Origin of the sequence: Catellatospora paridis (assembly GCF_009720365.1) — a bacterium.
Lineage (GTDB): Bacteria > Actinomycetota > Actinomycetes > Mycobacteriales > Micromonosporaceae > Catellatospora > Catellatospora paridis.
The window spans coordinates 535,082-560,193 of record NZ_ML769315.1; the positions used below are offsets into that span (position 1 = coordinate 535,082).

Genomic DNA, 25,112 nt, shown 5'->3' on the forward strand with positions numbered 1-25,112 from the left:
TGTCAGCTGCTCAGGCGTCGATCAGAAGTCGACCGGCGGCAGGGCCGGGCCGCCTGCGGCGTCCGACACGCTCGACTGGCCGACGCCCAGCTTCTCCAGGATCTTCTTCTCGATCTCGGCCGCGACGTCCGGGTTCTCCTTCAGGAACTCGCGCGCCTTCTCCTTGCCCTGGCCCAGCTGGTCGCCCTCGTACGTGTACCAGGCGCCGGCCTTGCGGATGATGTTCTGCTCGACGCCGACGTCGATCAGCGAACCCTCACGCGAGATGCCCTTGCCGTACATGATGTCGAACTCGGCCTGCTTGAACGGCGAGGCGACCTTGTTCTTGACCACCTTGACCCGGGTGCGGTTACCCACGACCTCGGTGCCGTCCTTCAGGCTCTCGATGCGGCGGATGTCCAGGCGCACCGAGGCGTAGAACTTCAGCGCCTTGCCACCGGTGGTGGTCTCCGGGCTGCCGAACATGACGCCGATCTTCTCGCGCAGCTGGTTGATGAAGATCGCGGTGGTGTTGGAGCCGTGCAGGCCACCGGTCATCTTGCGCAGCGCCTGGCTCATCAGGCGGGCCTGCAGACCGACGTGGCTGTCGCCCATCTCGCCCTCGATCTCGGCGCGGGGCACCAGCGCCGCCACCGAGTCGATCACGATGAGGTCCAGCGCGCCGGAGCGCACCAGCATGTCCGCGATCTCCAGCGCCTGCTCACCGGTGTCGGGCTGGGAGACCAGCAGGGCGTCGGTGTCGACGCCGAGGTTCTTCGCGTACTCCGGGTCGAGCGCGTGCTCGGCGTCGATGATCGCCGCGATGCCGCCGGCGCGCTGCACGTTCGCGATCGCGTGCAGGGCCAGCGAGGTCTTGCCGCTGGACTCCGGGCCGTAGATCTCGACGATGCGCCCGCGCGGCAGGCCGCCGATGCCCAGCGCCACGTCCAGCGCGATGGAGCCGGTGGGGATGATCGCCATCTGCACGTGCGGGCGATCGCCGAGACGCATCACCGAGCCCTTGCCGAACTGCTTATCGATCTGGGCGAGCGCCAGGTCGAGAGCCTTGCTCTTATCGGGATTAGCCGCCATCTTCGTCGCCACCTCTTTTAGGGCACTGTCAGTCGCCGACTTCGCAGCCTTCTTCGTCACGCCGACACGCTAGGCGCTGGGTCCGACAAAGGCGATACGGGCACGCCGGGCCTGTGGACAACCGCGGCATGCTTTAGCACTGGTTGTGGACGATAGCCGAACACGTGTACGAGCGCCATCCTGCCACGCCGTAGGTGTGCTCGCACACGCAAACGGTCAGCGGAGCCGGCCGGGCACCCGTTCGGCGTACTGGTCGCACACGGCACGCCAGATGACGTGCACCTCCTCGCCGTCGGCCAGGGCGGTGTCGATCGTCCGCCCGCCCAGCTGCGGCAGCACCTGGTCGGCGGCGACGCTGGCGGCGTAGGCCGGGCCGAAGACCTCGGTCAGCCGCTCGTAGAAGTCGGTCCGTCGCATCGGGCTAGTCTGCCACCTTCACCGCGGCGAGCGTGGACGGCCGCAGCGCCAGCGCGATCAGCGGGATCGTGGCCAGCCCGGCGAGCAGGGCCAGCACGGCGTACCCGGACAGCTCGACGACGATCCCCGACAGCACCCCGGCACTCGCCCCGGACAGGCCGGTGACCAGGTCGGACAGGCCCTGCGCGCGGGCCTTGACCGCGGTCGGCAGCGATTCGGTGAACAGCGTCGACCCGGCGACCATGGTGCCGGACCAGCCCAGCCCCAGCATCAGCAGCGCGGTGGTCAGCAACGCCGTGTCGTGGCCGGCGGCGGCGGCGACCGCACACGCGGCGATCAGCAGCGCGACCCCGCCCAGGATCACCGGCACCCGGCCCGCCCGGTCGGTGAGCCACCCCACCACCGGCGACAGCCCGTACATCCCGGCCACGTGCACGCTCAGCACGAACCCGACGATGCGCAGCGTGTCCGGGGCGCTGTGCGTCTCCCCGATGTGCACCGGCGTCATCGCCATCACCGCGACCATGACCAGGTGGCCCAGCGCCATCGCGGCCATGCCGAGCCGGGCGGCGGGCGAGGCCAGCACCGCCCGCGCCGCCGAGCCCAGCGTCTGCGGTCGTGCCGCGTCGACCACGGCGGCGGGCGCGGCGTCCGCGACCGCCAGGGTCTGGGCCGTCAGCAGCGGGTCGGGGCGCAGGAACACGGTGAGCAGTAGCGCGCTGAGCAGGAACGACGCCGCCGCGAAGGCGAACGGGCCGGCCAGCTCCGGGATGCCGAACCGCGACAGCGACCCGCCCAGCGGGGAGGCCAGGTTCGGGCCGATCACCGCGCCGAGCGTGGTGGACCACACCACCAGCGACAGCTGGCGACCGCGGCGGTGCGGCTCGGCCAGGTCGGTCGCGGCGTACCGGGACTGCAGCTTCGCGGTGCTGCCCGCGCCGAACAGGAAGAAGCCGACGAACAGCAGCGGGATCGAGTCGAGTAGCGCCGAGGCCAGCACCGCCACCCCGCCCACCGCGCCGGTGAGGTAGCACAGGGCCAGGCCGGGGCGCCTGCCGTACCGGCTCATCAGCGCCGCGGCGGGCACGGCCAGCACGCCGCCGCCGACGACCGCCGCGCTCTGCGCCGCCCCGGACAGGGCGGTGCCCGCCATCGCCCGGGTGAGCAGCGCGCCGACCGAGATCCCCATGGCCACGCCCAGGCCGCTGACGACCTCGACGACCATGAGTAGGCGGACGGTCCTGACCTGCACCGCGCTGCGCACGGCGACAGCAGACGTCATGAGGGGGCTCCCGGGGGCGTAAGGGGTGTGGGCGCTTGCCCTACCTTGCCCGATCCCCCGGGCCCGCGTCGCCCCGGGTTCCGGCGAAGATCGCTGTCCGGTGCCGGAATCTCAGGTCAAGCCGCAGTTCTCGACACGAAACAGCGATCTCCCCCGCAGCCGACCAACGGCCCCCGGCCACCGACGACGGCCGGTTTAGCGGAGGTCCTCGGGGAGCAGGTCCATCAGGAGGCCGTCGTGCCAGGAGCCGTCGGAGCCGAGTTCGTAGCGGCGCATCACGCCCACCGGCTGGAAGCCGACCTTGGCGTAGCAGGCGATGGCCGCGGTGTTGTCCGCGGCCGGGTCGATGACGAGCCGGTGGTGGCCCAGCTCCTGGATCAGGTGCCGGGACAGCGTGCGTACGGCGTCCGAGCCCAGGCCGCGGCCGTGCACCACGGGGTCGAGGTACAGGTCCATGCCCGCGTGGCGGTACATGGCGTCGGTCTCCTCGTGCCACTGGATGGCGCCGACGACCCGGCCCTCGTGCTCGATGGCGAGCAGTTCGAGATCGGGATCGGCCAGGTCGTCCTTGATCTCCGCGACGAGGTCGTCGCCCTGCCACCGGACGCGGACCTCCGGCGTGGCCCGGATCGCGGCGAGGCCGTCCACGTCCTGCGGGCCGGCCGGCCGTAGCGTGACCCGCTCGCCCTGCAACGTCGTCATGCCGTCACCGTACGGCCCGCTCCGCCTCCCGGCCCGCGGATTACCCATGATCGACTATGGACGCGAGTGGGTACGCTCTGCCGCATGCAGATGACATGCCCGAAATGCCATGGACAGATGCGGCAGTACGAGCGCAACGGCGTCACCGTCGACCAGTGCAGCGAGTGCCGCGGCATCTTCCTCGACCGCGGTGAGCTGGAGCGACTGACCGCGGCCGAGAACGCCTGGCACGGCAACCAGCAGCATGCCGCCCCGCCGCCCCCGCCGCCGCAGCAGCACGGCTACCAGGACCCCTCGTACCCCCGGCACGACCAGCACCGTTACGACGACCACGGCCACCACAAGAAGCACAAGAAGCAGGAGTCCTTCTTCGAGGACCTCTTCGGCTGACCGATCCTATAGACGCTGGCCTATCCGAATGACTTCGATCGCGAATTACTCATCCAGATAGGCCAGCGTCTATTTAAAACCCTCGTCAGCGCAGCACCGCGCCCGGGGGCGGGAGCACGGCCGCGGCCACCGCCGCGGCCAGGGGCTCGATCTCCTCGGCCCGCAGGCTCGCGATGGTGATCCGGATCCCCGGCCCGGTCGCGGTGCGGTAGACGTGCCCGGGGACCACCGCATACCCGGCGTCGCGCAGCGAGGTCACCGCGCCCGTCTCGTCGGCCACCGGCACCCACACGTTGATCCCGGTGCGCCCGCTCGCGGCGACTCCCCGCCGCCGTAACGCGTCGACCAGGCCGTCGCGGCGTTCGTCGTACACCCGCCCGGCCTGCGCCACCGCCCGCTCCGCCGCCGGGTCCTGCCACAGCCCCAGCAGGGTGCGCTGGAGCAGCCCGGACACCCAGCCCGGCCCGAGCCGCAGCCGCCCCGCGACCCGCGACACCGTCTCCGGGTCCCCCGCGATCACCGCGCAGCGCAGGTCGGGGCCGTAGGGCTTGCTGGCACTGCGTACGAACGCCCAGTGCGCCCCGCCCGCGACCGGGTACGACGGCACCGCCGCCAGCTCACCGGCGTGGTCGTCCTCGATCACGAACACGTCGCGCAGCAGCGGCCGCAGCTCCCGTGCCCGCGCCGCACTCACCGCCGCACCGGTCGGGTTCTGCGCCCGGGTCGTGATCACCGCGGCGCGGGCACCGGCGGCGACCGCGGCCCGCACCCCGTCGGGCACCGGCCCCTGGTCGTCGACCGGCATGGAGACCGGAACCAGGCCCAGCGCCGCGATCAGATTCAGCAGCGCGCCCCAGCCCGGATCCTCGACCGCCACCCGGTCACCGGCCCGCAACCGGGCGCCGAGCAGCCGGTCGATGCCGTCCAGCGCCCCGCCGACCACGGTGTACGCCGCACCCTCCGGCAGCACGGGCAGCCGGGTGCGGGCGCGGTCGAGCAGTTCGGGCAGCGGCCCGGCATCGGCGTAGCGCAGCGGGGCGGCACCGCCGGCGATCGAGTCGGCCACGCGGCGCAGCACCGGGGCGAGGTCGGGCAGCAGCGCCGGGGCCGGTTCACCGTCGGTCAGGTCGCGCACGCCCGCGGGCAGCGGCACGGCGCGGGCCGTCCCGGCGGTCGCGATCGGCGTCACCGGGCGCACCCGGGTGCCGTGGCGGCCCGCGGTCACCACGATCCCCCGGTCACGCAGCCGCTGGTAGGCGGCCGCGACGGTGGCCGGGCTGACGGACAGCTCCTCGGCCAGCGCCCGCACGCTGGGCAGCGCGTCGCCGGGGGCGAGCGCGCCGCGGCGCACGCCCTCCTCCACACAGGACGCGATAGCCGTTGCCGTGCCTCCCGTGATCGGATATCGTACTGTCACAAACAAAAGTATGTACTAGTACATTTCTCGAGTCAAGGAGGCGGGCGTGACCACCTACCCGCAGACCCCGCGCACCACCGCACTGCGGATGCGCGAGCGCATGTCCTACGAGCGCAGCGCCGCGCACGCGATCCTCGACGAAGCCTGGCACTGCACCCTCTCCTTCGTGCTCGACGGCGCGCCTCGCGCCCTGCCCACCCTGCACATACGCGTCGACGACACGCTCTACCTGCACGGCTCCAGCGGCGGCCGGATGGGCCTGGAAGCCCGCGCCGGGCTGCGGGTCGCCGCCTGCGTCACCCACCTGGACGGCCTGGTGCTGGCCCGCTCCCAGTTCCACCACAGCGCCAACTACCGCTCGGTCATCGCCCACGGCACCGCCACCCTGGTCACCGACGAGCAGGAGAAGCTGCGCGTGTTCACCGCGCTCGCCGAGAAGATCGGCGAGGGCCACGCCGCCCGCACCCGCCCGCCGTCGGCCAAGGAACTGGCCCAGACCGCGCTGCTGGCACTGCCGCTGGACGAGGTCTCCGTGCGCGCCCGCACCGGCACCGCCGGCGACGACGAGGAAGACCTGGCCCTGCCGTACTGGGCGGGCGTGCTGCCGCTCAAGGTCACCGCCGGTCCGGCCGAACCCGCCCCCGGCGTCACCGTGCCCACCCCCGCCTACCTGCGCGCCGACCGCGGCCCGTGGCACGAGCCCGTGGTGCTGCGCGGCTCCGTGGTGACCCTGGAGCCGCTCGACATGTCCCACGTCGACGGCCTTTACGCCGCGGCCGGAAACGACGACGAGGTGTGGCGCTGGCTGTACAAGCCCGCCCCGCGCAGCCGGGAGGAGATGGCCGTCGTCGTCTCCGACGCGCTGGCCGGGCACGCACGCGGCGGGCGGGTCCCCTGGGTGCAGCTGTCCACCGCCACCGGCGAGGTCCTCGGCACCACCTCGTACTACGCCATCGACACCGAGCAGCGGCAGCTCGGCATCGGCCACACCTTCCTGGGCCGCAAGGCCTGGCGCACCGGCGTCAACACCGAGTCCAAGCTGCTCCTGCTGGAACGCGCCTTCGACGTCCTCGGGGCCGAACGCGTCGAGTGGCACACCCACCACAACAACCAGCGCTCCCAGGCGGCCATCGCCCGCCTCGGCGCGGTCCGCGAAGGCACCCTGCGCCACCACCGCATGCACCACGACGGCCAGTGGCGCGACACCGTCACCTTCTCCATGCTCGCCGCCGACTGGCCCACCGCCCGCACCCGCCTGACCGAAGGAAGGGCGCCGTCGGCTCGCGTCAGCGAGACGAGTAGCAGCTCTGCCCATCGCTCCGCGTAGCGGAGGGGCACCTCGCGGCGGCTCGGCCGTGGGGTCACGGGCGGGTGACGCAGGGCACGTCCGGGATGGCCTATCGGCCGAGGTAACGATGCGGCCACTCGCGAGAAGATGTAAGGCATGCTCGGCATTACGGACCTGTACACCTACGTGCTCGGCACGATCGCGATCGTCCTGCTGCCCGGCCCGAACTCGCTGTACGTGCTGGCCGTCGCGGCCCGGCGCGGGGTGCGGCAGGGCTACCGCGGCGCGATGGGCGTCTTCTGCGGCGACGGCGTGCTCATGCTGGTGTCCGCGGCCGGCATGGCGTCCCTGCTGCGCGCCGTGCCCGCCCTGTTCATGGTCGTCAAGTACGCCGGCGCCGCCTACCTCGGCTTCGTCGGGGTCAAGATGCTGGTCGGCGCGATCCGCAGCTGGCGGGACCGGTCGGCGGGCCGGGTCGCGGCGAGCACGCCCGAGCCCGAGCCCAAGGCGGAGAACCCGTTCCGGCGGGCGTTCACGATCAGCCTGATGAACCCGAAGGCGATCCTGTTCTTCATCTCGTTCTTCATCCAGTTCGTCGACCCGGGATACGCGTACCCGGCGTTGTCGTTCCTGCTGCTGGCGATCATCGTGCAGATCTGCAGCGCCCTCTACCTCAGCGTGCTGATCTTCAGCGGCAACCGGCTGGCCGCCGCGTTCCGCAGCCGCCGCCGGCTGGCCGCGGCCGGCACCAGCGCCATCGGCGCGCTGTTCGTCGGCTTCGGCGTCAAGCTCGCCACCTCATCCCTGAGCTGACCACCACACCCCGTCGCACCGCACCCGTGTCGCCCCGGCAACCCGCGACCCGTCAGGCCCGCCCGTGCCGGAGCGCGCCAGGCGCGTACCCACAAAAAGACGTTGGCCTATCCGGATGACAATTCGACGATCGAACTCATCCAGATAGGCCAACGTCTATGACAAGACGGGGCCGCAGGCCATAAAAAACGGCGGTCGGCGCTGGGCCGGTCGCACGTGCGGCAGGTCAGACGGGGCTCAGGCGACGGCCGGCTCCGGGATCAGCAGGTCATGGCGACCGAGGTCGCGGATGATGTCGTTGACCACCCACACGTCGACGTGCGCGGGGCGGGCGTGCGTGTGCGGGTGCCGGGCATCGCGGTTGCGCACCACGAAGTAGTGCACGGCTGCGCGCACGCGGGCCCGGTCGACGGCGCTGGCACGCACCGTGTCGCGGATCAGCTGGCGCAGGTGCGCGGCGATGCGCTCGGCCAGGGCCAGTTCGTGGCCGGAGTGCTGGGACTGGCCTGCCTGCAGCCGGGCGAGGTGCCCGTCGAGCTGGCGCAGCAGGACGTCCGATTCGTGGCGGCTGTTCTTCCTGTCGACGGCCGGTGTGGTCTGTCGTTCGGTCATGCTCACCCTCCGCACACCGTGTTCGATGGACTACTCATCGTGAGCAAGACGGTACGTGATTCGGGCGCATCCGGGCAAGACTCCCAACGAAACCGTCTCATCCACTGGGCCTACCCCTGCGGGGAGTGTGGCTAACGCCTCACCTGCGGCATCACCCGTTGGAGACCGGGCCCGAGCGCCGGGCGATTGTCGGTGGCGGGGGGCAGGATGGTCGGTGATGAATACGCCCGCCGCCCCGTTCGGCCCTGCCACGCAGGCCTGGTTCGATGCGGCCTTCGCCGCGCCCACCCCGGCCCAGGCGGGCGCGTGGAAGGCCGTCAGCGCCGGCGACCACGCCCTGGTGGTGGCCCCGACGGGCTCGGGCAAGACGCTCGCGGCGTTCCTGTGGGCGCTGGACCGGCTCGCCCACGAGCCGCTGCCCGAGGATCCGACCCGCCGCTGCCGGGTGCTCTACGTCAGCCCCCTGAAGGCCCTGGCCGTCGACGTCGAGCGCAACCTGCGCACCCCGCTCACCGGCATCCGGCACGCCGCGGCCCGCCTCGGGCTGAAGGAACCGGACATCACGGTCGGCATGCGTACGGGCGACACTCCCGCGGACGAACGCCGCACCTTCCACCGACGCCCGCCCGACATCCTGATCACCACGCCGGAGTCGCTGTTCCTGCTGCTCACTTCGCAGGCGCGGGAGTCGCTGCGGGGCGTGGAAACCGTGATCATCGACGAGGTGCACGCGGTCACCGGCACCAAGCGCGGCGCGCACCTGGCCCTGTCCCTGGAGCGCCTCGATGCGCTGCTGGCCAAGCCCGCGCAGCGGATCGGCCTGTCGGCGACGGTCGAGCCGGTCGAGGCGGCGGCGCAGTTCCTGGGCGGGGCCGCGCCGGTGCACGTGGTGCAGCCGAAGTCCGCCAAGACCATCGAGGTCAGCGTCGAGGTGCCGGTCGAGGACATGACCTCGCTCGACGAGGGCCGGGCCGACGACGAGGGCCCGCGCCGGGCCTCCATCTGGCCCGCGGTCGAGGAGCGGGTGTTCGAGCTGATCGGGCAGCATCGCAGCACCATCGTCTTCACCAACTCCCGCCGCGGGGCCGAGCGCCTCTGCGCCCGGCTCAACGAGCTGGCGGCCGAGCACCTGGTCACGGCCGTGCCGCCACCCGCGCAGATCATGGCCCAGTCCGGCGCCGGGTACGGCGCACCGCCGCAGATCGCCCGCGCGCACCACGGCTCGGTCTCCAAGGAGGAGCGCAAGCAGATCGAGGAGGAGCTCAAGTCCGGGCGGCTGCCCGCCGTGGTGGCCACCTCCAGCCTCGAACTCGGCATCGACATGGGCGCGGTCGACCTGGTCGTTCAGGTCGGCGCGCCGCCCAGTGTGGCGGCGGGGCTGCAGCGGGTGGGCCGGGCCGGGCACCAGGTCGGCGCGGTCTCGCGCGGGGTGGTTTTCCCGACGCACCGCGGCGACCTGCTGTCCTGTGCCGTGGTGGCGAACCGGATGACCGCGGGCCGGCTGGAGCCGCTGGCCTTCCCGCACAGCCCGCTGGACGTGCTGGCGCAGCACATCGTGGCGATGACGGCGCTGGACGAGTGGACCGTCGCCGAGCTGGCCGCGCTGGTGCGCCGGGCCGCGCCGTTCGCCGCGCTGCCCGAGTCGGCGCTGCACGCGGTGCTCGACATGCTCGCCGGGCGCTACCCGTCGACGGCCTTCGCCGAGCTGCGCCCGCGCATCGTCTGGGACCGCGCCGCCGACCGGCTCACCGGCCGCCCCGGCAACCAGCGCCTGGCCGTCACCTCCGGCGGCACCATCCCCGACCGCGGCCTGTTCGGCGTCTTCCTCGCCGGGTCGGAGAAGGCGTCGCGGGTCGGCGAGCTGGACGAGGAGATGGTGTACGAATCCCGCGTCGGCGACGTGTTCGCGCTGGGCACCAGCTCCTGGCGGATCGAGGACATCACGCCCGACCGGGTGCTGGTCTCCCCCGCCCCGGGCCAGCCCGCGCGGCTGCCGTTCTGGAAGGGCGACCAGGCCGGACGGCCGGTGGCGCTGGGCAAGGCGCTGGGCGAGTTCTTGCGCAATCCGGCCCACATGGAAAGTCTCGACCCGTCCGCGGTGGGCAACCTGACCGCATACCTGGAGGAGCAGCGCGCGGCGACCCGGCACCTGCCGGACGACCGGACCGTGCTGGTCGAGCGCTTCCGCGACGAGCTGGGCGACTGGCGCATCGTGCTGCACAACGTGCTCGGCGCGCCGGTCAACGCGCCGTGGGCACTGGCCATCGGGCAGCGGCTGCGCGAGCGCTACGGCGTGGACGCGCAGGTGCACGCGGCCGACGACGGCATCGTGATCCGGCTGCCGGAGACCGCGGAGGAGCCGCCGGGCGCGGACCTGTTCGCCTTCGACGCCGACGAGATCGAGCCGCTGGTCGCCGAGACGGTCGGCGGTTCGGCGCTGTTCGCGTCCCGGTTCCGCGAGTGCGCGGCCCGCTCGCTGCTGCTGCCGCGGCGCGACCCGGGCCGGCGCCAGCCGCTGTGGCAGCAGCGCCAGCGCGCCGCCCAGTTGCTCGACGTCGCGCGGGAGTATCCGGACTTCCCGGTGACCCTGGAAGCCGCCCGGGAGTGCCTGCGCGACGTGTTCGACCTGCCGTCGCTGGCCGCGATGATGCGCGACATCGCCTCACGGAAGATCCGCATGATCGAGGTGTCCACCCCGCAGCCGTCCCCGTTCGCTCGCTCGCTGCTGTTCGGCTACGTCGGCGCGTTCCTGTACGGCGAGGACACGCCGCTGGCCGAGCGCCGGGCGGCCGCGCTCTCCCTGGACCCGACGCTGCTCGGCGAGCTGCTGGGCCGGGTGGAGCTGCGCGAGCTGCTCGACCCGGCGGTCATCGAGGCGACCGCGCTGCGGCTGCGCTGGGTAGACCGGCGGGTGCGCGACGCCGAGGACACCGTGGAGATGCTGCGCCAGCTCGGCGACCTGTCCCCCGGCGAGCTGGCCGAGCGCGGCGTGGAAGGCGGCTGGCTCGACGAGCTGGCCCGCACCGGCCGCATCCTGGCGGTCCGGGTCGCCGGACAGGAGCGCTTCATCATCGCCGAGGACGCCGGACGCTACCGGGACGCGCTCGGGGTGGCCCTGCCGCCCGGCCTGCCCGCCGCGTACACCGCCGCGGTCGCCGATCCGCTGCTGGACCTGATGAGCCGGTATGCGCGCACGCACGGCCCGTTCCGCGCCGACGACTGCGCGATCCGGTTCGGGCTCGGCGTGGCGGTGGTCGAGCACACGCTGCGGCGGCTGTCCGCCTCGGGGCGGCTGGTGCAGGGCGAGTTCACCGCATCGTCGGACGGCGGGTTCGTCGAGTGGTGCGACGCGGAGGTGCTGCGTACGCTGCGCCGGCGCAGCCTGGCCGCGCTGCGCAAGGAGATCGAGCCGGTGCCGCCGGAGGTGCTGGGCCGCTTCCTACCCGCCTGGCAGCACATCGGGCGGCGCAGCGAGGGCATCGACGCGGTCGCCGCCGCCATCGACCAGATCCAGGGCGTGCCGGTGCCCGCCTCGGCCCTGGAACGTCTCGTGCTGCCCGCCCGGGTCGCCGACTACCGGCCCTCCTACCTGGACGAACTGTGCGCCACCGGCGAGGTGGTCTGGGCCGGCGCCGGGCCGATCGGCGGCAGCGACGGCTGGATCGTGCTGGCCTTCGCCGACGCCGCCCCGCTGCTGCTGCCCCCGCCCGCCGAACTGGCCCTGACCGGCGTGCACGAGGCGCTGCTGTCCGCCCTGGGCGGCGGAGCCCTGTTCTTCCGGCAGCTCGCCGACCAGGTCGAAGCCGAGCACGACGAACTGCTGGCCGCGCTGTGGGACCTGGTCTGGGCCGGGCTGGTCGGCAACGACACCCTCGCCCCGGTGCGGGCGCGGCTGTCCGGTGGCGGCGCGCACCGGGCCAAGCCCACCCCGGGCCGGGCCCGTTACCGACGGCCCAGCCTGACCGGGGGCCGCTCGCTCGCCGCCGCCCGGGGCCCGGCACACCTGCCCGCGGCGGCCGGCCGTTGGCACGCGCTCGGCGAGCGGGACACCGACCCCACCGCACGGGCGGCGGCCCTCGCCGATGCGCTGCTGGAGCGATACGGCGTGGTGATCCGCGGCGCGGTCGCCGCCGAGAACCAGCCCGGCGGGTTCGCCGCGGTCTACCCCGTGCTGGCCGCCCTGGAGGACCGGGGCGCGGCCCGGCGCGGCTACTTCGTCGAGGGGCTCGGCGCGGCGCAGTTCGCGCTGCCGGGGGCGGTGGACCGGCTGCGGTCGTACGCCGACACCCGCGACGGCGCACCCCGGGCGCTCGTGCTGGCCGCCACCGACCCCGCCAACCCCTACGGCGCGGCGCTGCCCTGGCCGCACAACACCGAGGGCCACCGCCCCGGCCGCAAGGCGGGCGCGCTGGTCGTCCTCGTCGCCGGAGCGCTCGCGCTGTACGTCGAACGCGGCGGCCGTACCCTGCTCTCCTTCAGTGACGACGAGGCGGTCATGGCGGCCGCCGCGGCGTCGCTCACCGAGGCGGTGACCAGCGGGGCGCTGGGGCCGCTGACCGTGGAGCGGGCCGACGGCGAGTCCGTCACCGGCAGCCCGCTGGGCGCGGCGCTGGAGGCGGCCGGGTTCCGGATCACTCCTCGTGGGCTGCGGCTACGCGGCTGAGGGCGGTCCCCGAGGCGGCCATCAGGGAAAGACCGGGGAAACCCGTGTCGGATTCGCGCTGGCGGGTCGCGCCGCGCCGGTGGCATGCTGCGGTTCATGACCATCGCCGCCGCCCCCGCGCGCCGAGACACCTATGTGGACTTCCTCCGGGCGTTGAGCCTGATCGTGGTCGTGGTCTGGCATTGGGCGTTCACGATCCTCGACTGGCGCGCCGACGGCCCGCACGCCACCAGCCCGCTCGGCTTCACCCGCGGGCTGTGGCTGGCCACCTGGCTGTTCCAGGTCATGCCCCTGTTCTTCTTCATCGGCGGCTTCGTGCACATCCGCAGCTGGGAGCGGGCCCAGGCGCGCGGGGTCAGCATGGGCGCGTTCGTCTGGCGGCGCATGCGCCAGCTGCTCATCCCGGCCGGCATCGTGCTGCTGGTATGGATCGCGCTCGGCGGCCTGATCGGCAGCTACTTCAACCTCACCGGCGTCGGCCGGGCGGTGAAGCTCGTGGTCAGCCCGCTGTGGTTCCTCGGGGTCTACCTGATGCTGATCGCCCTGCTGCCGGTCGGCCTGTGGCTGCACCGCAAGGCGGGACTGCTGGCCCTGGTGTGGCTGGCGGGCGCGGCGATGGTGGTCGACGTGGCCCGCTTCGGCAAGGGCATGGAGGACATCGGCTGGCTCAACATGGTGCTGGTGTGGGGCCTGGCCCACCAGGCCGGCTTCTTCTACCAGAACGTCGTCGACTCACCCCGCCGCAACGACTGGGCGCTGCTCTGGGCCGGGCTGTTCGGCCTGACCGGGCTCGTCGGATCGGGACTCTATCCGGGCTCCATGGTCGGCGTGCCGGGCGAGCGCTTCTCGAACATGGCCCCGCCCACCTTCGTCATCGTGGCGCTGCTGCTGTTCCAGATCGGCTTCGCCGAGCTGATGCGGCCACGGATGCAGATCCTGCTGGAACGCCCGCGCTGGAAGCGCCTCAACGAGCTGATCAACGAGTTCTCGCTGCCGCTCTACCTGGTGCACACCACCGGCATGGCGCTGTTCCTGTTCCTGACCTGGCTGTGGCTGCGCTACGACATGGACAAGCCCGCCGACGTCGACCTGGGCTGGTGGCTGACCCGGCCGCTGGCCATCATCGGCCCGCTGATCTGCACCATCCCGGTGCTGCTGCTGTTCCGCAGGATCCAGCGCCGTGGCGCGGCGAACCGGGCGGCCACCGCCCAGGCCGCCGTCCCCGCCCAGCGCGGGCAGGCGCTCGACGGTTCCGGTGGGGGCAGCCCGGCGACCACGGGCGGGGCCGCCGGGCCCGGCCAGGCGTCGCCGGACGGCGCGGACGCCGAGCGGGCCGGCGCGGACACGTCGGAGGAGATCGGCTCGCCGCGGCGGCCATAGTGGACAACGGGCCGGATCGGTCTACCTTCATAGGCATGCCCGGATACGACTACATCTCGTTCACGACCGACTACGGGCTGTCGGACGGTTTCGTCGCCGCCTGCCGCGGCACGATCGCCCGTTTCGCTCCGGCCGCCCGCGTCATCGACGTCACGCACCTGATCGCGCCCGGCGACGTCACCCGTGGCGCGGCGGTCCTGGCGCAGACGGTGCCGTACCTGCCCGACGCGGTCCACCTCGCGGTCGTCGACCCGGGCGTCGGCACCCCGCGCCGGGCAGTCGTCGTGCAGACCCCGCGCGGGCTGCTCGTCGGCCCCGACAACGGTTTGCTCGTCTGGGCCGCACAGGCGCTCGGCGGCCCATCGGCGGCGTACGAGCTGGCCAGCGAGGACTGGTTCGCCCCGAGCGTGTCGCGCACCTTCCACGGCCGCGACGTCTTCGCCCCGGTGGCGGCCCGGCTGGCCCGCGGCGCGGACCCGGCCGACGCGGGCCCGGCGGTCGCGCCGGACAGCCTGGTCCAGCTGCCCGAGCCGGTGGTGGCCTGGGGCGACGGCTGGCTGGAGGCCGAGGTGCTGACCGTCGACCGCTTCGGCAACGTGCAGCTCGCCGCCGCCGGCTCGACCCTCGAACTGCTCCCCGACCGGCTCACCGTCGGCGGCTGCCGGGCGATCCGCGGCACCACCTTCGCCGACGCCCCTTCCGGCGGCCTGGTCGTCTTCGCCGACTCCGCCGACCGCGTCGCCATCGCCGTCAACGGCGGCCGCGCCGCCGTCATGCTCGCCGTAACCCCCGGCGACCTCGTCCGCATCACCTGACCCACCCTCCCCCGCCCCGCCTCGCGTTGATCATGAACTTATGGGCAGGTTCGACGGCGTGTCGCTCCCCTAACTTCATGATCGATCCGCAGGGCGCCCACTACGGGCGGTGAGTGGCATGCGCCGATGATCTAGGCGTTGACAAGATAGGTGGGTCGTGGAAATCTTGTCGACGTCAAGATGCATTCTGGGTGTCACGAGATGAGGGAGGGACGGCGATGTCCGAGATGGTGCCCCCGGCGCTGGTGCGTCAGATGTGGCAGGTGCTGGAACCGGTGCACGCGGCGATCTACTTCGCGCCCCAGGCCGACGAGGAGGCCGCGGCGCTGGGTTACGACACCGGGAGCCGCTGGTCGAGCTACTTCGCGTGGCGGTCCGCGCCGCTCGGCGCGGCCGGTCCTGAGCTGGTCGCCGCGACCTACTACAGCTTCAGCCCCGCCATGATCCGCACCTACGTCCCCGCGATCTGGGAGACGGCCACGCCGGACAAGGTGCTGGCCGCACGGCTCCGGGCCGTCGACCGCACCCTGCGTGCACTGCTCCCGGACTTCGTCGACAGCCCGGAACTGGCCGAGGCCGCCGTGCTCGCCCGCCGCGCCGCGCAGGCCGCCGTCACCGCGGGCCGCCCGCTGGCCGCCGCCAACGCCGACCTGCCGTGGCCGGACGAGCCGCACGTGGCGCTCTGGCACGCCGCGTCGGTGCTGCGCGAGCACCGCGGCGACGGGCACCTCGCGGCGCTGCTCACGGCCGGGCTGGACCCGTGCGAGGCACTGGTGTCGTTCGCGGCGGTGGGCGCGGCGCCGGTCGAGGTCTTCGCCAGCCGGGGCTGGACGGTCGGCGAGTGGCGGGCCGCGCAGCAGCGACTGACCGCACGGGGCTGGCTCGACGCGGAAGGACAGGCCACCGACGCGGGACAGGCCGGGCGGGCCGAGGTCGAGCGCATCACTGATGAACTGGCCGCCGGTCCGTGGCGGGCCCTGGGCCCGGCGGGTGCCGGCAGGCTCGCTCAGCTGGTCGGGCCGGCCGCGGTCACCCTGGCCCGCTCGGGGATCTTCCCCCGGCAGAGCACGCTGGGCCTCGGCGCACGGCGCTGACGCTCCCCGAAGTGAGGCAGCGGGCGGCCGGTGGCCGCCCGCTCAGGAGCACATGGAGCTGGGAGCACCGCCGCAACGGGCTCCTCAGACGCCGACGACCTCGCGGCCGCGCGCGTTGCCGGTGTTGCCCGGACGCATGTTGCGGGTCGTCCGCAGCGTGGTGCGCAGCGGGTTGTCCCGGCGGACCGTGACCGAGACCTGGCCGTCGGTGGCCACCTCGGTCCGCGGCCGGTGCGTGATCTCAGCCACCTGCTTGTCACCGCGCGGCAGCGGCGTGAGCACGCCCTCGACCTGCTCGGCGACGGCCATGGTGTCGCTGACCTCGCGCAGGACCTCGGACAGGCGCGCGCCCAGCGCATCGCAGATCGAGGTCAGCAGCTCGCTGGACGCCTCCTTCTGCCCCCGCTCGATCTCGGACAGGTAGCCGAGACTCACGTTGGCAGCCGTGGAGACCTCACGCAGGGTGCGGTGCTGGCCCTGCCGGCGGGCACGGAGGGCATCACCGATCACTCGACGCAGAAGCACCATGTTCGCACCCCCTGAACTGTTCCCCGTCACGACGCTGTCGGCTGATATGCCGTCAGCCGCCGGTTGTCACCGACGGCTGAGAAGAACCGTACTCTCTTCATGCCAGTTCGACATCCCGCCCCGCCGGGGCGGATCGGCGAACTCACTCGGCGGCCGACGCCACTTTCATACACACTACGACAGTCCGGCCAAACCCCGCACAGGTCACGAAGAGATCACGTCTTACGAATCGATCACGGCGGTGTCGAGCAGGCCCAGCGCGGTGGCCACCGCGGCATCCCGTACGTGCTGGCGCTCGCCGTCGACGTGCAGCTCACGGACCTCGGCCTGACCATCCGGACCGGCCAGCGCGACGTACACGGTCCCGGCGGGCACGCCGTCCTGCGGCCCCGGTCCGGCCACCCCGGTCGTGGACAGGCCCCAGTCCGCGCCGCAGCGCTCACGCGCGCCCCGGGCCAGCGCGAGCGCCACGTCCGGATCGACCGGCCCGCGCTCGGCCAGCAGCCCGGCGTCCACCCCGGCCAGACTGTGCTTGAGGTCGGTGGCATAGACCACCAGCCCGCCCCGCAGCACCCGGCTCACCCCGGGCACTGTGACCAGGGTCGCGGTGAGCAGCCCGCCGGTCAGTGACTCCGCCGCCGCGACGGTCTGCCCCCGCGCGGCCAGCCTGCCGACCAGCTCAGGAACATCGATCATGCGGCGGGCACGCCCTCGTCGGCCGTGGCGCGTCGGCGGGCCGTCCACTCCTCGTGTGCGGCCAGCGCGCCGGGCCACAGCGCGTCGAGGTCGTCGCCGGTCAGGCCGAAGAGCTCGGCGAGCGCCTCCCGCCAGCGCTCCCGGCTGGCCAGATGCTCCTCGCGCCGCCCGGCGGCGTCGATGCCGAGCAGCGTGCAGCCGCGCAGGATGTCCATCCCCGCCGCGGTACGGCGCTGCGCCGTGAGGAACCTGGTGAACGGCGACTCGGCCGAGGTCGACAGGCGCTCGTGCGCCTCGGCGAAGTCGCCGAGCACGGCCGGAGCGGCGACGATGTCGCATGCCGCGAAGGACCCCGCCGGGTCGTGCCGCAGCCGCCAGCCGGCCTCCGGCCGCGGCGAGACCGTCAGGGCATACGCGAAAGGACCCTGCTCGTAATCGCCGTCGACCAGCGGCAACGGGTCGAACAGCGCGTCGCCGAGCCCGGCGTCGGCCAGCCACCGCCCACCCGGGTTCGACGGGTCCGGCAGATCGTGCACCTGCAGGGCCAGGTGGTTCAGCTCGGCGTCCACCTCGTCGAGGGCGGCCACCACGTAGCCGCGGTGCAGGGTGACGGTGAAGCCCAGCGCCCGCAGCAGTTCGCTGAAGGCAGCGTTCAGGTGGAAGCAGTAGCCGCCGAGCCCAGCGGTGACCCGGCGCAGCGCCTCGTCGGGCGTGACCGTGCCGGGCCGGCCCAGCATGATCTCTCCGTTGGTGTACGGCACCCGGGCCACGTGTGCGCGGTGCAGTTCGCGCAGGTACCCGGCCGAGGGCGCCCGGCGCGGCACCCCGAGCAGGTCCAGGTATGCCTCGATCACGAGACGGGCGTGCCGCGCCGCAGCCGGATCGCCGCCACCACGTAGTCGACGCCGGTCACCACGGTCACCAGCAGCGCCGCGCCCATCAGCCACGGGCCGACCGCCGACCACGGGGCCGGGAACGGCCACAGGTACCAGGCGATCGCGGCGATCTGCAGCACCGTCTTGAGCTTGCCGCCGCGGCTGGCCGCGATCACGCCGTACCGGATGACCCAGAAGCGCATCAGCGTGATGCCCCACTCCCGGACCAGGATCACCACGGTGACCCACCACGGCAGCAGGTCGTACCAGCTCAGCAGGACCAGCGCCGAGCCGGTCAGCGCCTTGTCCGCGATCGGGTCGGCGACCTTGCCGAACGAGGTGACCAGCTCGAAGCGCCGGGCGATCCAGCCGTCGACGTAGTCGGTGAACGACGCGACGCCGAACGTGATCGCGGCCGCGATCCGCCAGCGGTTGTCGGTCATCCCAGAAACGATCACCAGTGCCACGAAGACCGGCACCAGCACGATGCGCACGACCGTGAGGACGTTGGCGGCGTTGAGCAGCGGTGGCACCCGGCGTGAACGTTCCTGCACGGCAGACACGCTAACCAGCCACCACGGCCAGTGCGGGCCGACCTGCGGGAGCCGCGTCGATCATTTCGACCGGTACGGCCACCAGGTCCACGCCCTCGGTCCCGGTCACCCGGGCCCGCACCAGGTCACCCGGGTGCAGCGCGCCCAGGTCGACCCCGTCGGCCCCGGCGACCAGCATGGTCGAGCCGTCCACCTCCGGCGCCTGGTGCGCCGCGCGCCCCTCGACGCCGTTGCCATCCACCGTGTCCACCAGCACGTCCACGAAGCTGCCCAGACGCTCCTCGGCCCGCTGGCCGCACAGCTCCTCGACCAGGCTCAGCATCTTGTCGTACCGGCTGCGAACCGTCTTCGCGCCGACCTTGCCGTCCATGGTCGCGGCCTCGGTGCCGTCCTCGTCGCTGTAGTCGAACACGCCGATCGCGTCGAGCCGCGCCTCGCTGACGAAGCGCACCAGCTCCTCGTAGTCGGCGCGGGTCTCGCCCGGGAAGCCGACGATGAAGTTGCTCCGCGCGCCCGCCTCCGGGGCGAGCTTGCGGGCGCTGTCCAGCAGTTCCAGGAAGCGCTCGGTGGAGCCGAAACGGCGCATCCGGCGCAGCACCGGCTCGGAGGAGTGCTGGAACGACAGGTCGAAGTACGGCGCGACGCCCGGCGTGGTGGCGATCGCCTCGACCAATCCCGGACGGGTCTCGGCGGGCTGCAGGTAGCTGACCCGCACCCGGACCAGGCCCCGGATCGCGGCCAGCTGCGGCAGCAGCTTCTCCAGCGCCCGCGGGTCGCCCAGGTCCTTGCCGTACGACGTGGAGTTCTCGCTGACCAGCACCAGCTCGCGTACGCCCGTGCCGGCCAGCCACTCGGCCTCGGCCAGCAGCTCGTCAGGGGTGCGGCTGACGAACGAGCCGCGGAACGCGGGGATGGCGCAGAACGAGCACCGGCGGTCGCAGCCGCTGGCGAGCTTCAGCGAGGCCACGGGGCTGCTGTCGAGCCGGTGCCGCAGCACGGGCCGCAGGTGCGCCGGGGTGTGCTCGTCGTTGGTGAACGCCGCGTGGCCCGGCACGATCACGCCGGTGTCGCGGCGCTTGGCCGGGGCGATCGGCAGCAGCTCACGACGGTCGCGCGGGGTGTGCGCGGCGTGCTTGTCGCCGCGTAGCACCGAGCCGAGCGCGGCGGAGATCGACGGGTAGTCGTCGAAGCCGAGCACCGCGTCGGCCTCGGGCAGGCTCTCGGCGAGCTGGTTGCCGTAGCGCTCGGCCATGCAGCCCGCCGCCACCACCTTCGCGCCGGTGTCGGCGGCGGCCAGCAGCGTGTCGATCGAGTCCTGCTTGGCCTTCTCGACGAAGCCGCAGGTGTTGACGAGGACCACGTCCGCGCCCTCGCCGTCGGTGCTGACCTGCCAGCCGTCGGCCGCCAGGCGGGCGGCCAGCTCCTCCGAGTCGACCTCGTTGCGGGCGCAGCCCAGGGTCAGCAGCGCGACCCGCCGCCCACTCTCGGGCACGGGAAGGTCATGAGAAGAGTCAACTGGCACCCGACCAGGCTACCGTTCCCAGCCGACATACCGAGTACTGCCTTCCATGTAAGGAAGGGCACCTTCTTATCGCTATACGTAGTAAAAGGTGCCCTTCTTAACTCCTTCGAGCTAGCCTTGGCGGCGGCCGCGCCCTCCGGCGCCCGCCCCGGACGACCGCTCGCCGTACCCGGAACGACAAGACGGCGCGTAGAACTCACGATCATGAACCATGACGTCCTGCAGATCATGGGCGCACTGACGGTGCTGGCCGGGTACGTGGCCGGACAGCTCGGCTGGACCACGCCCCGCTCGGTCGGCTATCTGACCGCGAACACCCTCGGCGCCGGCGTACTCGCCTGGCTCGCCTGGACCAGCCAGGACTGGGGCTTCCTCCTGCTGGAAGGCGTCTGGTCCGCCGTCAGCGCGGTGGCCCTGATCTCCGTCCTGCGCACCCGCCACACCCCCGACCCCACCCCCTCCTGACGGCCCGGACCCCGCCGAGCGGCGTTGATCATGAGGTTATGGCGGCGACACACCGTCGACCCGTTCCATAAGTTCATGATCAACGCGACTAGTCGTCGACGCCGAGGGCGGACAGGACCTCGGCCAACTCGTCCGGCTTGACGAGGACCTCGCGGGCTTTGGAGCCCTCGGAGGGGCCGACTATGCCGCGGGTCTCCATGAGGTCCATCAGGCGGCCTGCCTTGGCGAAGCCGACGCGGAGTTTGCGCTGGAGCATGCTGGTCGAGCCGAGTTGGGAGACCACGACCAGCTCGATCGCCTGGATGAGCAGCGTCAGGTCGTCGCCGATCTCCTCGTCGACCTTTTTCTTGGTCTCCTGCACCGGGGCCAGCACCTCGGGGCGGAACTCGGGCTCGCGCTGGCGCTTGCAGAACGCCACGATGTCGTTCATCTCGGTCTCGCTGACCCAGGAGCCCTGGATGCGCTGCGGCTTGCTGGCGCCCATGGGCAGGAACAGCGCGTCGCCACGGCCGATCAGCTTCTCCGCGCCGGGCTGGTCCAGGATGACCCGGGAGTCGGCCAGCGAGCTGGTCGCGAACGCCAGCCGGGACGGCACGTTCGCCTTGATCAGACCGGTCACCACGTCCACCGACGGGCGCTGGGTGGCCAGCACCAGGTGGATGCCGGCCGCGCGGGCCAGCTGCGTGATGCGCACGATCGAGTCCTCGACGTCGCGCGGCGCGACCATCATCAGGTCGGCCAGCTCGTCGACGACCACCAGCAGGTACGGGTAGGGCGTGAGCACCCGCTCGGAGCCGGGGGGCGGCTTGATCTGCCCGGCCCGCAGCTTGCGGTTGTAGTCGTCGACGTGGCGCACCCCGGCGGCCGCGAGGTCGTCGTAGCGCATGTCCATCTCGCGGACGACCCACTCGAGGGCGTCGGCGGCCTTCTTCGGGTTCGTCACGATCGGGGTGACCAGGTGCGGGATGCCCTCGTAGTTGGTCATCTCGACGCGCTTGGGGTCGATCAGCAGCAGCCGCACCTGGTCCGGCGTGGCCCGCGCCAGGATCGACACCAGCAGCGAGTTGAGGCAGGACGACTTGCCCGCGCCGGTCGCGCCGGCGATGAGGATGTGCGGCATCTTGGCGAGGTTGGCCACCACGTAGCCGCCCTCGATGTCCTTGCCGAGCGCCACCACCATCGGATGCGTCTCGGAGGTGGCCACCCGGGAGCGCAGCACGTCGCCGAGCGCCACGTCCTCCCGGTCGGTGTTGGGGATCTCCACGCCGACCGCGCTCTTGCCCGGGATCGGGCTGAGGATGCGCACGTCGGGGCTCTTCACCGCGTACGCGATGTTGCGCGACAGGGCGGTGATGCGCTCCACCTTCACCCCGAGCCCGAGCTCGACCTCGTAGCGGGTGACCGTCGGGCCGCGGGTGAACCCGGTGACCGCGGCGTCCACGTCGAACTGGTCGAACACGTGCGCGAGCGCGGCGATGACCTCGTCGTTGGCCTTGGACCGGGTCTTGGCGACCTCGCCGGGCTTGAGCAGGTTGGCGGGCGGCAGGGTGTAGTCGCCGCCGAGGCTGGGCAGCAGCAGCTGCTCGGTCTTGGTGGGCGGCGGCGTGTGCTGCGGCGGGTCCGGCTTGCGCCGGGGCGGCTTGGGTGTCCGGTCGATGACGACGGTCTCCTGCGCGGCGAGCCGCTCCAGCTCCTCGTCGTCGAAGTCGTCGTCGGGGTCCGGCGGGCTGAACGCCGCGGGCGGGGTGAGCCGCTTGCGCCGGCGCGGCGCGGGGACGTCCTGCTCCTCGTCCGTGTCGTCCGCGGTGCGTTCCGGCGTGGCCACGCCCAGGAAGCTGTCGCGCAGGTTGGCCAACCGCTCCGGGATCTTGTTGATCGGGGTCGCGGTGATGACGAGCACGCCGAAGGTGAGCAGCAGGATGAACAGCAGCGTGGCGACGAAGTTCGACAGGAACGCGCCGAGTCCGCCCCCGACGAGCTTGCCGAGCAGGCCGCCGGCCTGCTCCAGTTGCTGCACGTCGACGGGCGAGAGCGCGATGTGCAGCAGCGCGGTCGAGGCGAGGGTGAGCGCCGTCCAGCCGACGATGCCGCGGCCGCGCTGGGCGGGGTCCGGTTCGGCGCGCATGGCCCGGATCCCGCTGACGGCCAGCAGCAGCGGCAGCGCGGCGGCGGTGGCGCCGATGAAGAAGCGGGTGGTGTCGGCCAGCCAGGTGCCGAACTTGCCACCGCTGCCCTGGCCGGAGCCCCAGATGGCGACGCCGAACAGGATGGCCAGGGCCATCAGCAGCAGGCCCAGGCCGTCGCGGCGGTGCTCGGGGTCGAGGTCGCGGGCCTTGGCGGCCTGCGAGCCGACGGCGCGCACCATCCAGCCCAGACCGTGCGCGATGGCCATCCAGATGCCGCCGACCAGGCGGCCGAGCAGCGCTGCCGGATTGATCGTGACGCGACTGCGGCGACGCGCGGCTGGCCGTCGGGTCGGGGCACGGCGGGCGGGCGTACGCCCCGTCTGTCGGGTACGCGCGGCCGTGGCCTTCGTCGGCGTGGCAGCTCGACGACGGCTCGATGAGGAAGTACGGCCCGCCATGTCCCACACCGTAACCCCTCCACGTTGATCATGAACTTATGGAACGGTTCGACGGCGTGTCGAACGCCAGTGGATCGTCGCGGTGCTCCGCCTGAAACGGCGGAACACCATTGACTCACCACCGGCGGCCCTAAGTTCATGATCAACGCGGAGGGATCCACGGCGGACAGTCGGGGTCAGACCTCCAGGACGTTCGGGACGATCATCGGGCGGCGGCGGTAGGCCTCGTTGACCCAGCGGCCGACGACCCGGCGGACGATCTGCTGGAGCTGGTGCGAGTCGGTCACGCCGTCCAGCGCCGCGCGGTCGAGGGCCTCGGTGACCAGCGGCAGCGCCGGGTCGAACGCGGTCGGGTCCTCGGAGAAGCCCTTCGCCGACAGCAGCGGGCCGCCGACCACCTTGCCGGTGACCGAGTCGACCACCACGGTCACCGCGATGAAGCCGCCGTCGCCCAGCACCCGGCGCTCGGTGAGCAGGCTCTCGCCGACGTCACCGATGGCCAGACCGTCCACATAGACATACCGGCTCTTCACGTGGCCGACCACCTTGGCGTGGCCCTCGACGAGGTCGACCACGTCGCCGTCCTCGCAGAGCACCACCCGCGCCGGGTCCACCCCGGAGTCGACGCCGAGCTGGGCGTGCGCGCGCAGGTGCCGCCACTCGCCGTGCACCGGCATCAGGTTGCTCGGCTTCACGACGTTGAGCAGGTAGAGCAGCTCGCCCGCGGGCGCGTGGCCGCTGACGTGCACCTTGGCCACGTCCTTGTGGATGACGTTGGCACCGAGCCGGGCCAGCTGGTTGATCACCCGGTACACGCTGGTCTCGTTGCCGGGGACCAGCGAGCTCGCCAGCACCACGGTGTCGTTGGGCCCGACCACGATGTGGCGGTGGTCGCCGTTGGCCATCCGGCCCAGCGCGCTCATCGGTTCGCCCTGTGATCCGGTCGACATCAGCACGATCTCGTTCGGCGGCAGGCTCGCCGCCTCCTCCATGTTCACGATCAGGCCGGCCTTGACCTTCAGCAGGCCGAGGTCGCGGGCGATGCCCATGTTGCGGACCATGGACCGGCCGATCAGGGCGACCTTGCGGCCGTGCTCCTCGGCGGCGTCGAACACCTGCTGCACCCGGTGCACGTGCGAGGCGAACGAGGCCACGATGATGCGCCCGGTCGCCTTGCCGAAGATCGACCCGAGCACCGGGCCGATCTGCTTCTCCGGCGAGACGAAACCGGGGATCTCCGCGTTGGTGGAGTCCGACAGCAGCAGGTCGACGCCCTCCATACCGAGCCGGGCGAAGCCGGCCAGGTCGGTGATGCGCCCGTCCAGCGGCAGCTGGTCCATCTTGAAGTCGCCGGTGTGCAGCACCAGGCCCGCGTCGGTGCGAATGGCCACCGCCAGCGCATCCGGGATCGAATGGTTGACCGCGAAGAACTCCAGCTCGAACGGCCCGAGCCGCTCGCGCTGCCCCTCGGCGACGGTCAGCGTGTACGGCGTGATGCGCCGCTCGGCCAGCTTCGCCTCGATCAGCGCCAGCGTGAACTGCGAGCCGACCAGCGGGATGTCGTTCTTGTGGGCCAGCAGGTACGGCACGGCGCCGATGTGGTCCTCGTGGCCGTGCGTGAGCACGATGGCCTGGACGTCGCCGAGGCGGTCCAGGATGGGTGCGAAGTCCGGCAGGATCAGGTCCACGCCGGGTTGGTCGGCGGTGTCCGGGAACAGCACGCCGCAGTCGACGATCAGCAGCTTGCCGCCGAACTCGAACACGGTCATGTTGCGGCCGATGGCCCCCAGCCCGCCCAGCGGGATGATCCGCAGGCCGCCCTCGGGCAGCGGCGGGGGCGCGCCCAGATTGGCGCTACGCCCGGTCTCCAGTTGTGGCCCGGTCAATGAACATCACTCCTTATGTTCTCCGGCGCGGGTGCCGCCGTTTCAGGGCAGCGGCACG

Annotated in this window: 21 protein-coding genes and 1 riboswitch; of the genes, 8 read left to right on the plus strand and 13 right to left on the minus strand. The window is 72.4% G+C overall.

Features of this window, described 5'->3' with window-relative positions:
• Positions 1 to 21 precede the first annotated feature (21 nt).
• The 4 genes from recA to F9C41_RS15290 form a co-directional block, all read right to left on the minus strand.
• Positions 22 to 1,071 (minus strand): recombinase RecA, encoded by a 1,050-nt coding sequence (recA, locus tag F9C41_RS15275; RefSeq protein ID WP_155387537.1) that lies wholly within the window; start codon positions 1,069 to 1,071, stop codon positions 22 to 24.
• Between the two features lie 216 nt (positions 1,072 to 1,287).
• Entirely contained in the window at positions 1,288 to 1,488 is a 201-nt protein-coding gene (locus F9C41_RS15280) for a DUF3046 domain-containing protein (protein WP_120318595.1), read from the minus strand.
• Between the two features lie 4 nt (positions 1,489 to 1,492).
• On the minus strand, positions 1,493 to 2,770 hold the full coding sequence (locus tag F9C41_RS15285; RefSeq protein WP_230689616.1) for an MFS transporter: 1,278 nt from the start codon (positions 2,768 to 2,770) through the stop codon (positions 1,493 to 1,495).
• 195 nt (positions 2,771 to 2,965) lie between these two features.
• A complete protein-coding gene (locus F9C41_RS15290) occupies positions 2,966 to 3,472 on the minus strand; it encodes a GNAT family N-acetyltransferase (protein WP_155387420.1) in 507 nt (168 codons plus the stop codon).
• 84 nt (positions 3,473 to 3,556) lie between these two features.
• Here F9C41_RS15290 and F9C41_RS15295 point away from each other — a divergent pair, with 84 nt between their 5' ends.
• Positions 3,557 to 3,862: a TFIIB-type zinc ribbon-containing protein gene (locus tag F9C41_RS15295; RefSeq protein ID WP_155387421.1), complete on the plus strand. Its 306-nt coding sequence runs from the start codon at positions 3,557 to 3,559 to the stop codon at positions 3,860 to 3,862.
• 85 nt (positions 3,863 to 3,947) lie between these two features.
• Here F9C41_RS15295 and F9C41_RS15300 read toward each other — a convergent pair whose 3' ends face one another.
• Positions 3,948 to 5,279 (minus strand): aminotransferase class I/II-fold pyridoxal phosphate-dependent enzyme, encoded by a 1,332-nt coding sequence (locus F9C41_RS15300; protein WP_155387422.1) that lies wholly within the window; start codon positions 5,277 to 5,279, stop codon positions 3,948 to 3,950.
• An 88-nt stretch (positions 5,280 to 5,367) separates the two neighbouring features.
• On the opposite strand from F9C41_RS15300, the gene F9C41_RS15305 reads away from it, so the two are divergent.
• Both F9C41_RS15305 and leuE read left to right on the plus strand, forming a co-directional pair.
• Positions 5,368 to 6,606 carry a bifunctional pyridoxamine 5'-phosphate oxidase family protein/GNAT family N-acetyltransferase gene (locus F9C41_RS15305; RefSeq protein WP_155387539.1) on the plus strand — a complete coding sequence of 413 codons (1,239 nt, stop codon included), beginning with the start codon at positions 5,368 to 5,370 and terminating at the stop codon, positions 6,604 to 6,606.
• A gap of 117 nt (positions 6,607 to 6,723) precedes the next feature.
• Complete coding sequence (gene leuE / locus F9C41_RS15310) at positions 6,724 to 7,380, plus strand: leucine efflux protein LeuE (RefSeq protein ID WP_155387423.1); 657 nt, start codon at positions 6,724 to 6,726, stop codon at positions 7,378 to 7,380.
• Positions 7,381 to 7,617: 237 nt separating this feature from the next.
• Here leuE and F9C41_RS15315 read toward each other — a convergent pair whose 3' ends face one another.
• Positions 7,618 to 7,992, minus strand: coding sequence for a hypothetical protein (locus F9C41_RS15315; protein ID WP_120318590.1), 375 nt, complete (start codon positions 7,990 to 7,992; stop codon positions 7,618 to 7,620).
• Positions 7,993 to 8,209: 217 nt separating this feature from the next.
• On the opposite strand from F9C41_RS15315, the gene F9C41_RS15320 reads away from it, so the two are divergent.
• The 4 genes from F9C41_RS15320 (at position 8,210) to F9C41_RS15335 (ending at position 15,944) form a co-directional block, all read left to right on the plus strand.
• Positions 8,210 to 12,655 (plus strand): ATP-dependent helicase, encoded by a 4,446-nt coding sequence (locus tag F9C41_RS15320; RefSeq protein WP_155387424.1) that lies wholly within the window; start codon positions 8,210 to 8,212, stop codon positions 12,653 to 12,655.
• A gap of 96 nt (positions 12,656 to 12,751) precedes the next feature.
• The gene (locus F9C41_RS15325) at positions 12,752 to 14,035 is read left to right on the plus strand and encodes an acyltransferase family protein (RefSeq protein ID WP_155387425.1); all 1,284 of its coding nucleotides are present in this window, start codon (positions 12,752 to 12,754) and stop codon (positions 14,033 to 14,035) included.
• A 35-nt stretch (positions 14,036 to 14,070) separates the two neighbouring features.
• A complete protein-coding gene (locus F9C41_RS15330) occupies positions 14,071 to 14,850 on the plus strand; it encodes an SAM hydrolase/SAM-dependent halogenase family protein (RefSeq protein WP_155387426.1) in 780 nt (259 codons plus the stop codon).
• Positions 14,851 to 15,068: 218 nt separating this feature from the next.
• The gene (locus F9C41_RS15335; RefSeq protein ID WP_155387427.1) at positions 15,069 to 15,944 is read left to right on the plus strand and encodes an SCO6745 family protein; all 876 of its coding nucleotides are present in this window, start codon (positions 15,069 to 15,071) and stop codon (positions 15,942 to 15,944) included.
• Between the two features lie 84 nt (positions 15,945 to 16,028).
• On the opposite strand, the gene F9C41_RS15340 is transcribed toward F9C41_RS15335, so the two are convergent.
• The 5 genes from F9C41_RS15340 to rimO all read right to left on the minus strand — a co-directional run bounded on the left by F9C41_RS15340 (position 16,029) and on the right by rimO (position 20,089).
• Positions 16,029 to 16,472 carry a helix-turn-helix domain-containing protein gene (locus F9C41_RS15340; RefSeq protein ID WP_155387428.1) on the minus strand — a complete coding sequence of 148 codons (444 nt, stop codon included), beginning with the start codon at positions 16,470 to 16,472 and terminating at the stop codon, positions 16,029 to 16,031.
• A 222-nt stretch (positions 16,473 to 16,694) separates the two neighbouring features.
• Complete coding sequence (locus F9C41_RS15345) at positions 16,695 to 17,168, minus strand: CinA family protein (RefSeq protein ID WP_155387429.1); 474 nt, start codon at positions 17,166 to 17,168, stop codon at positions 16,695 to 16,697.
• Entirely contained in the window at positions 17,165 to 18,022 is an 858-nt protein-coding gene (locus tag F9C41_RS15350; protein ID WP_230689617.1) for an arylamine N-acetyltransferase family protein, read from the minus strand. The genes F9C41_RS15345 and F9C41_RS15350 overlap by 4 nt, the downstream gene beginning before the upstream one ends.
• Positions 18,019 to 18,597 carry a CDP-diacylglycerol--glycerol-3-phosphate 3-phosphatidyltransferase gene (gene pgsA, locus F9C41_RS15355; RefSeq protein WP_196279778.1) on the minus strand — a complete coding sequence of 193 codons (579 nt, stop codon included), beginning with the start codon at positions 18,595 to 18,597 and terminating at the stop codon, positions 18,019 to 18,021. The genes F9C41_RS15350 and pgsA overlap by 4 nt, the downstream gene beginning before the upstream one ends.
• Before the next feature lie 10 nt (positions 18,598 to 18,607).
• Complete coding sequence (gene rimO, locus F9C41_RS15360; protein WP_155387431.1) at positions 18,608 to 20,089, minus strand: 30S ribosomal protein S12 methylthiotransferase RimO; 1,482 nt, start codon at positions 20,087 to 20,089, stop codon at positions 18,608 to 18,610.
• A gap of 154 nt (positions 20,090 to 20,243) precedes the next feature.
• Positions 20,244 to 20,311, plus strand: a riboswitch (guanidine-III (ykkC-III) riboswitch).
• 12 nt (positions 20,312 to 20,323) lie between these two features.
• On the opposite strand from rimO, the gene F9C41_RS15365 reads away from it, so the two are divergent.
• On the plus strand, positions 20,324 to 20,584 hold the full coding sequence (locus F9C41_RS15365; protein WP_155387432.1) for a CBU_0592 family membrane protein: 261 nt from the start codon (positions 20,324 to 20,326) through the stop codon (positions 20,582 to 20,584).
• 88 nt (positions 20,585 to 20,672) lie between these two features.
• On the opposite strand, the gene F9C41_RS15370 is transcribed toward F9C41_RS15365, so the two are convergent.
• A complete protein-coding gene (locus F9C41_RS15370) occupies positions 20,673 to 23,168 on the minus strand; it encodes a DNA translocase FtsK (RefSeq protein WP_155387433.1) in 2,496 nt (831 codons plus the stop codon).
• A gap of 176 nt (positions 23,169 to 23,344) precedes the next feature.
• Positions 23,345 to 25,015 carry a ribonuclease J gene (locus tag F9C41_RS15375; protein ID WP_155387541.1) on the minus strand — a complete coding sequence of 557 codons (1,671 nt, stop codon included), beginning with the start codon at positions 25,013 to 25,015 and terminating at the stop codon, positions 23,345 to 23,347.
• Between the last annotated feature and the right edge of the window lie 97 nt (positions 25,016 to 25,112).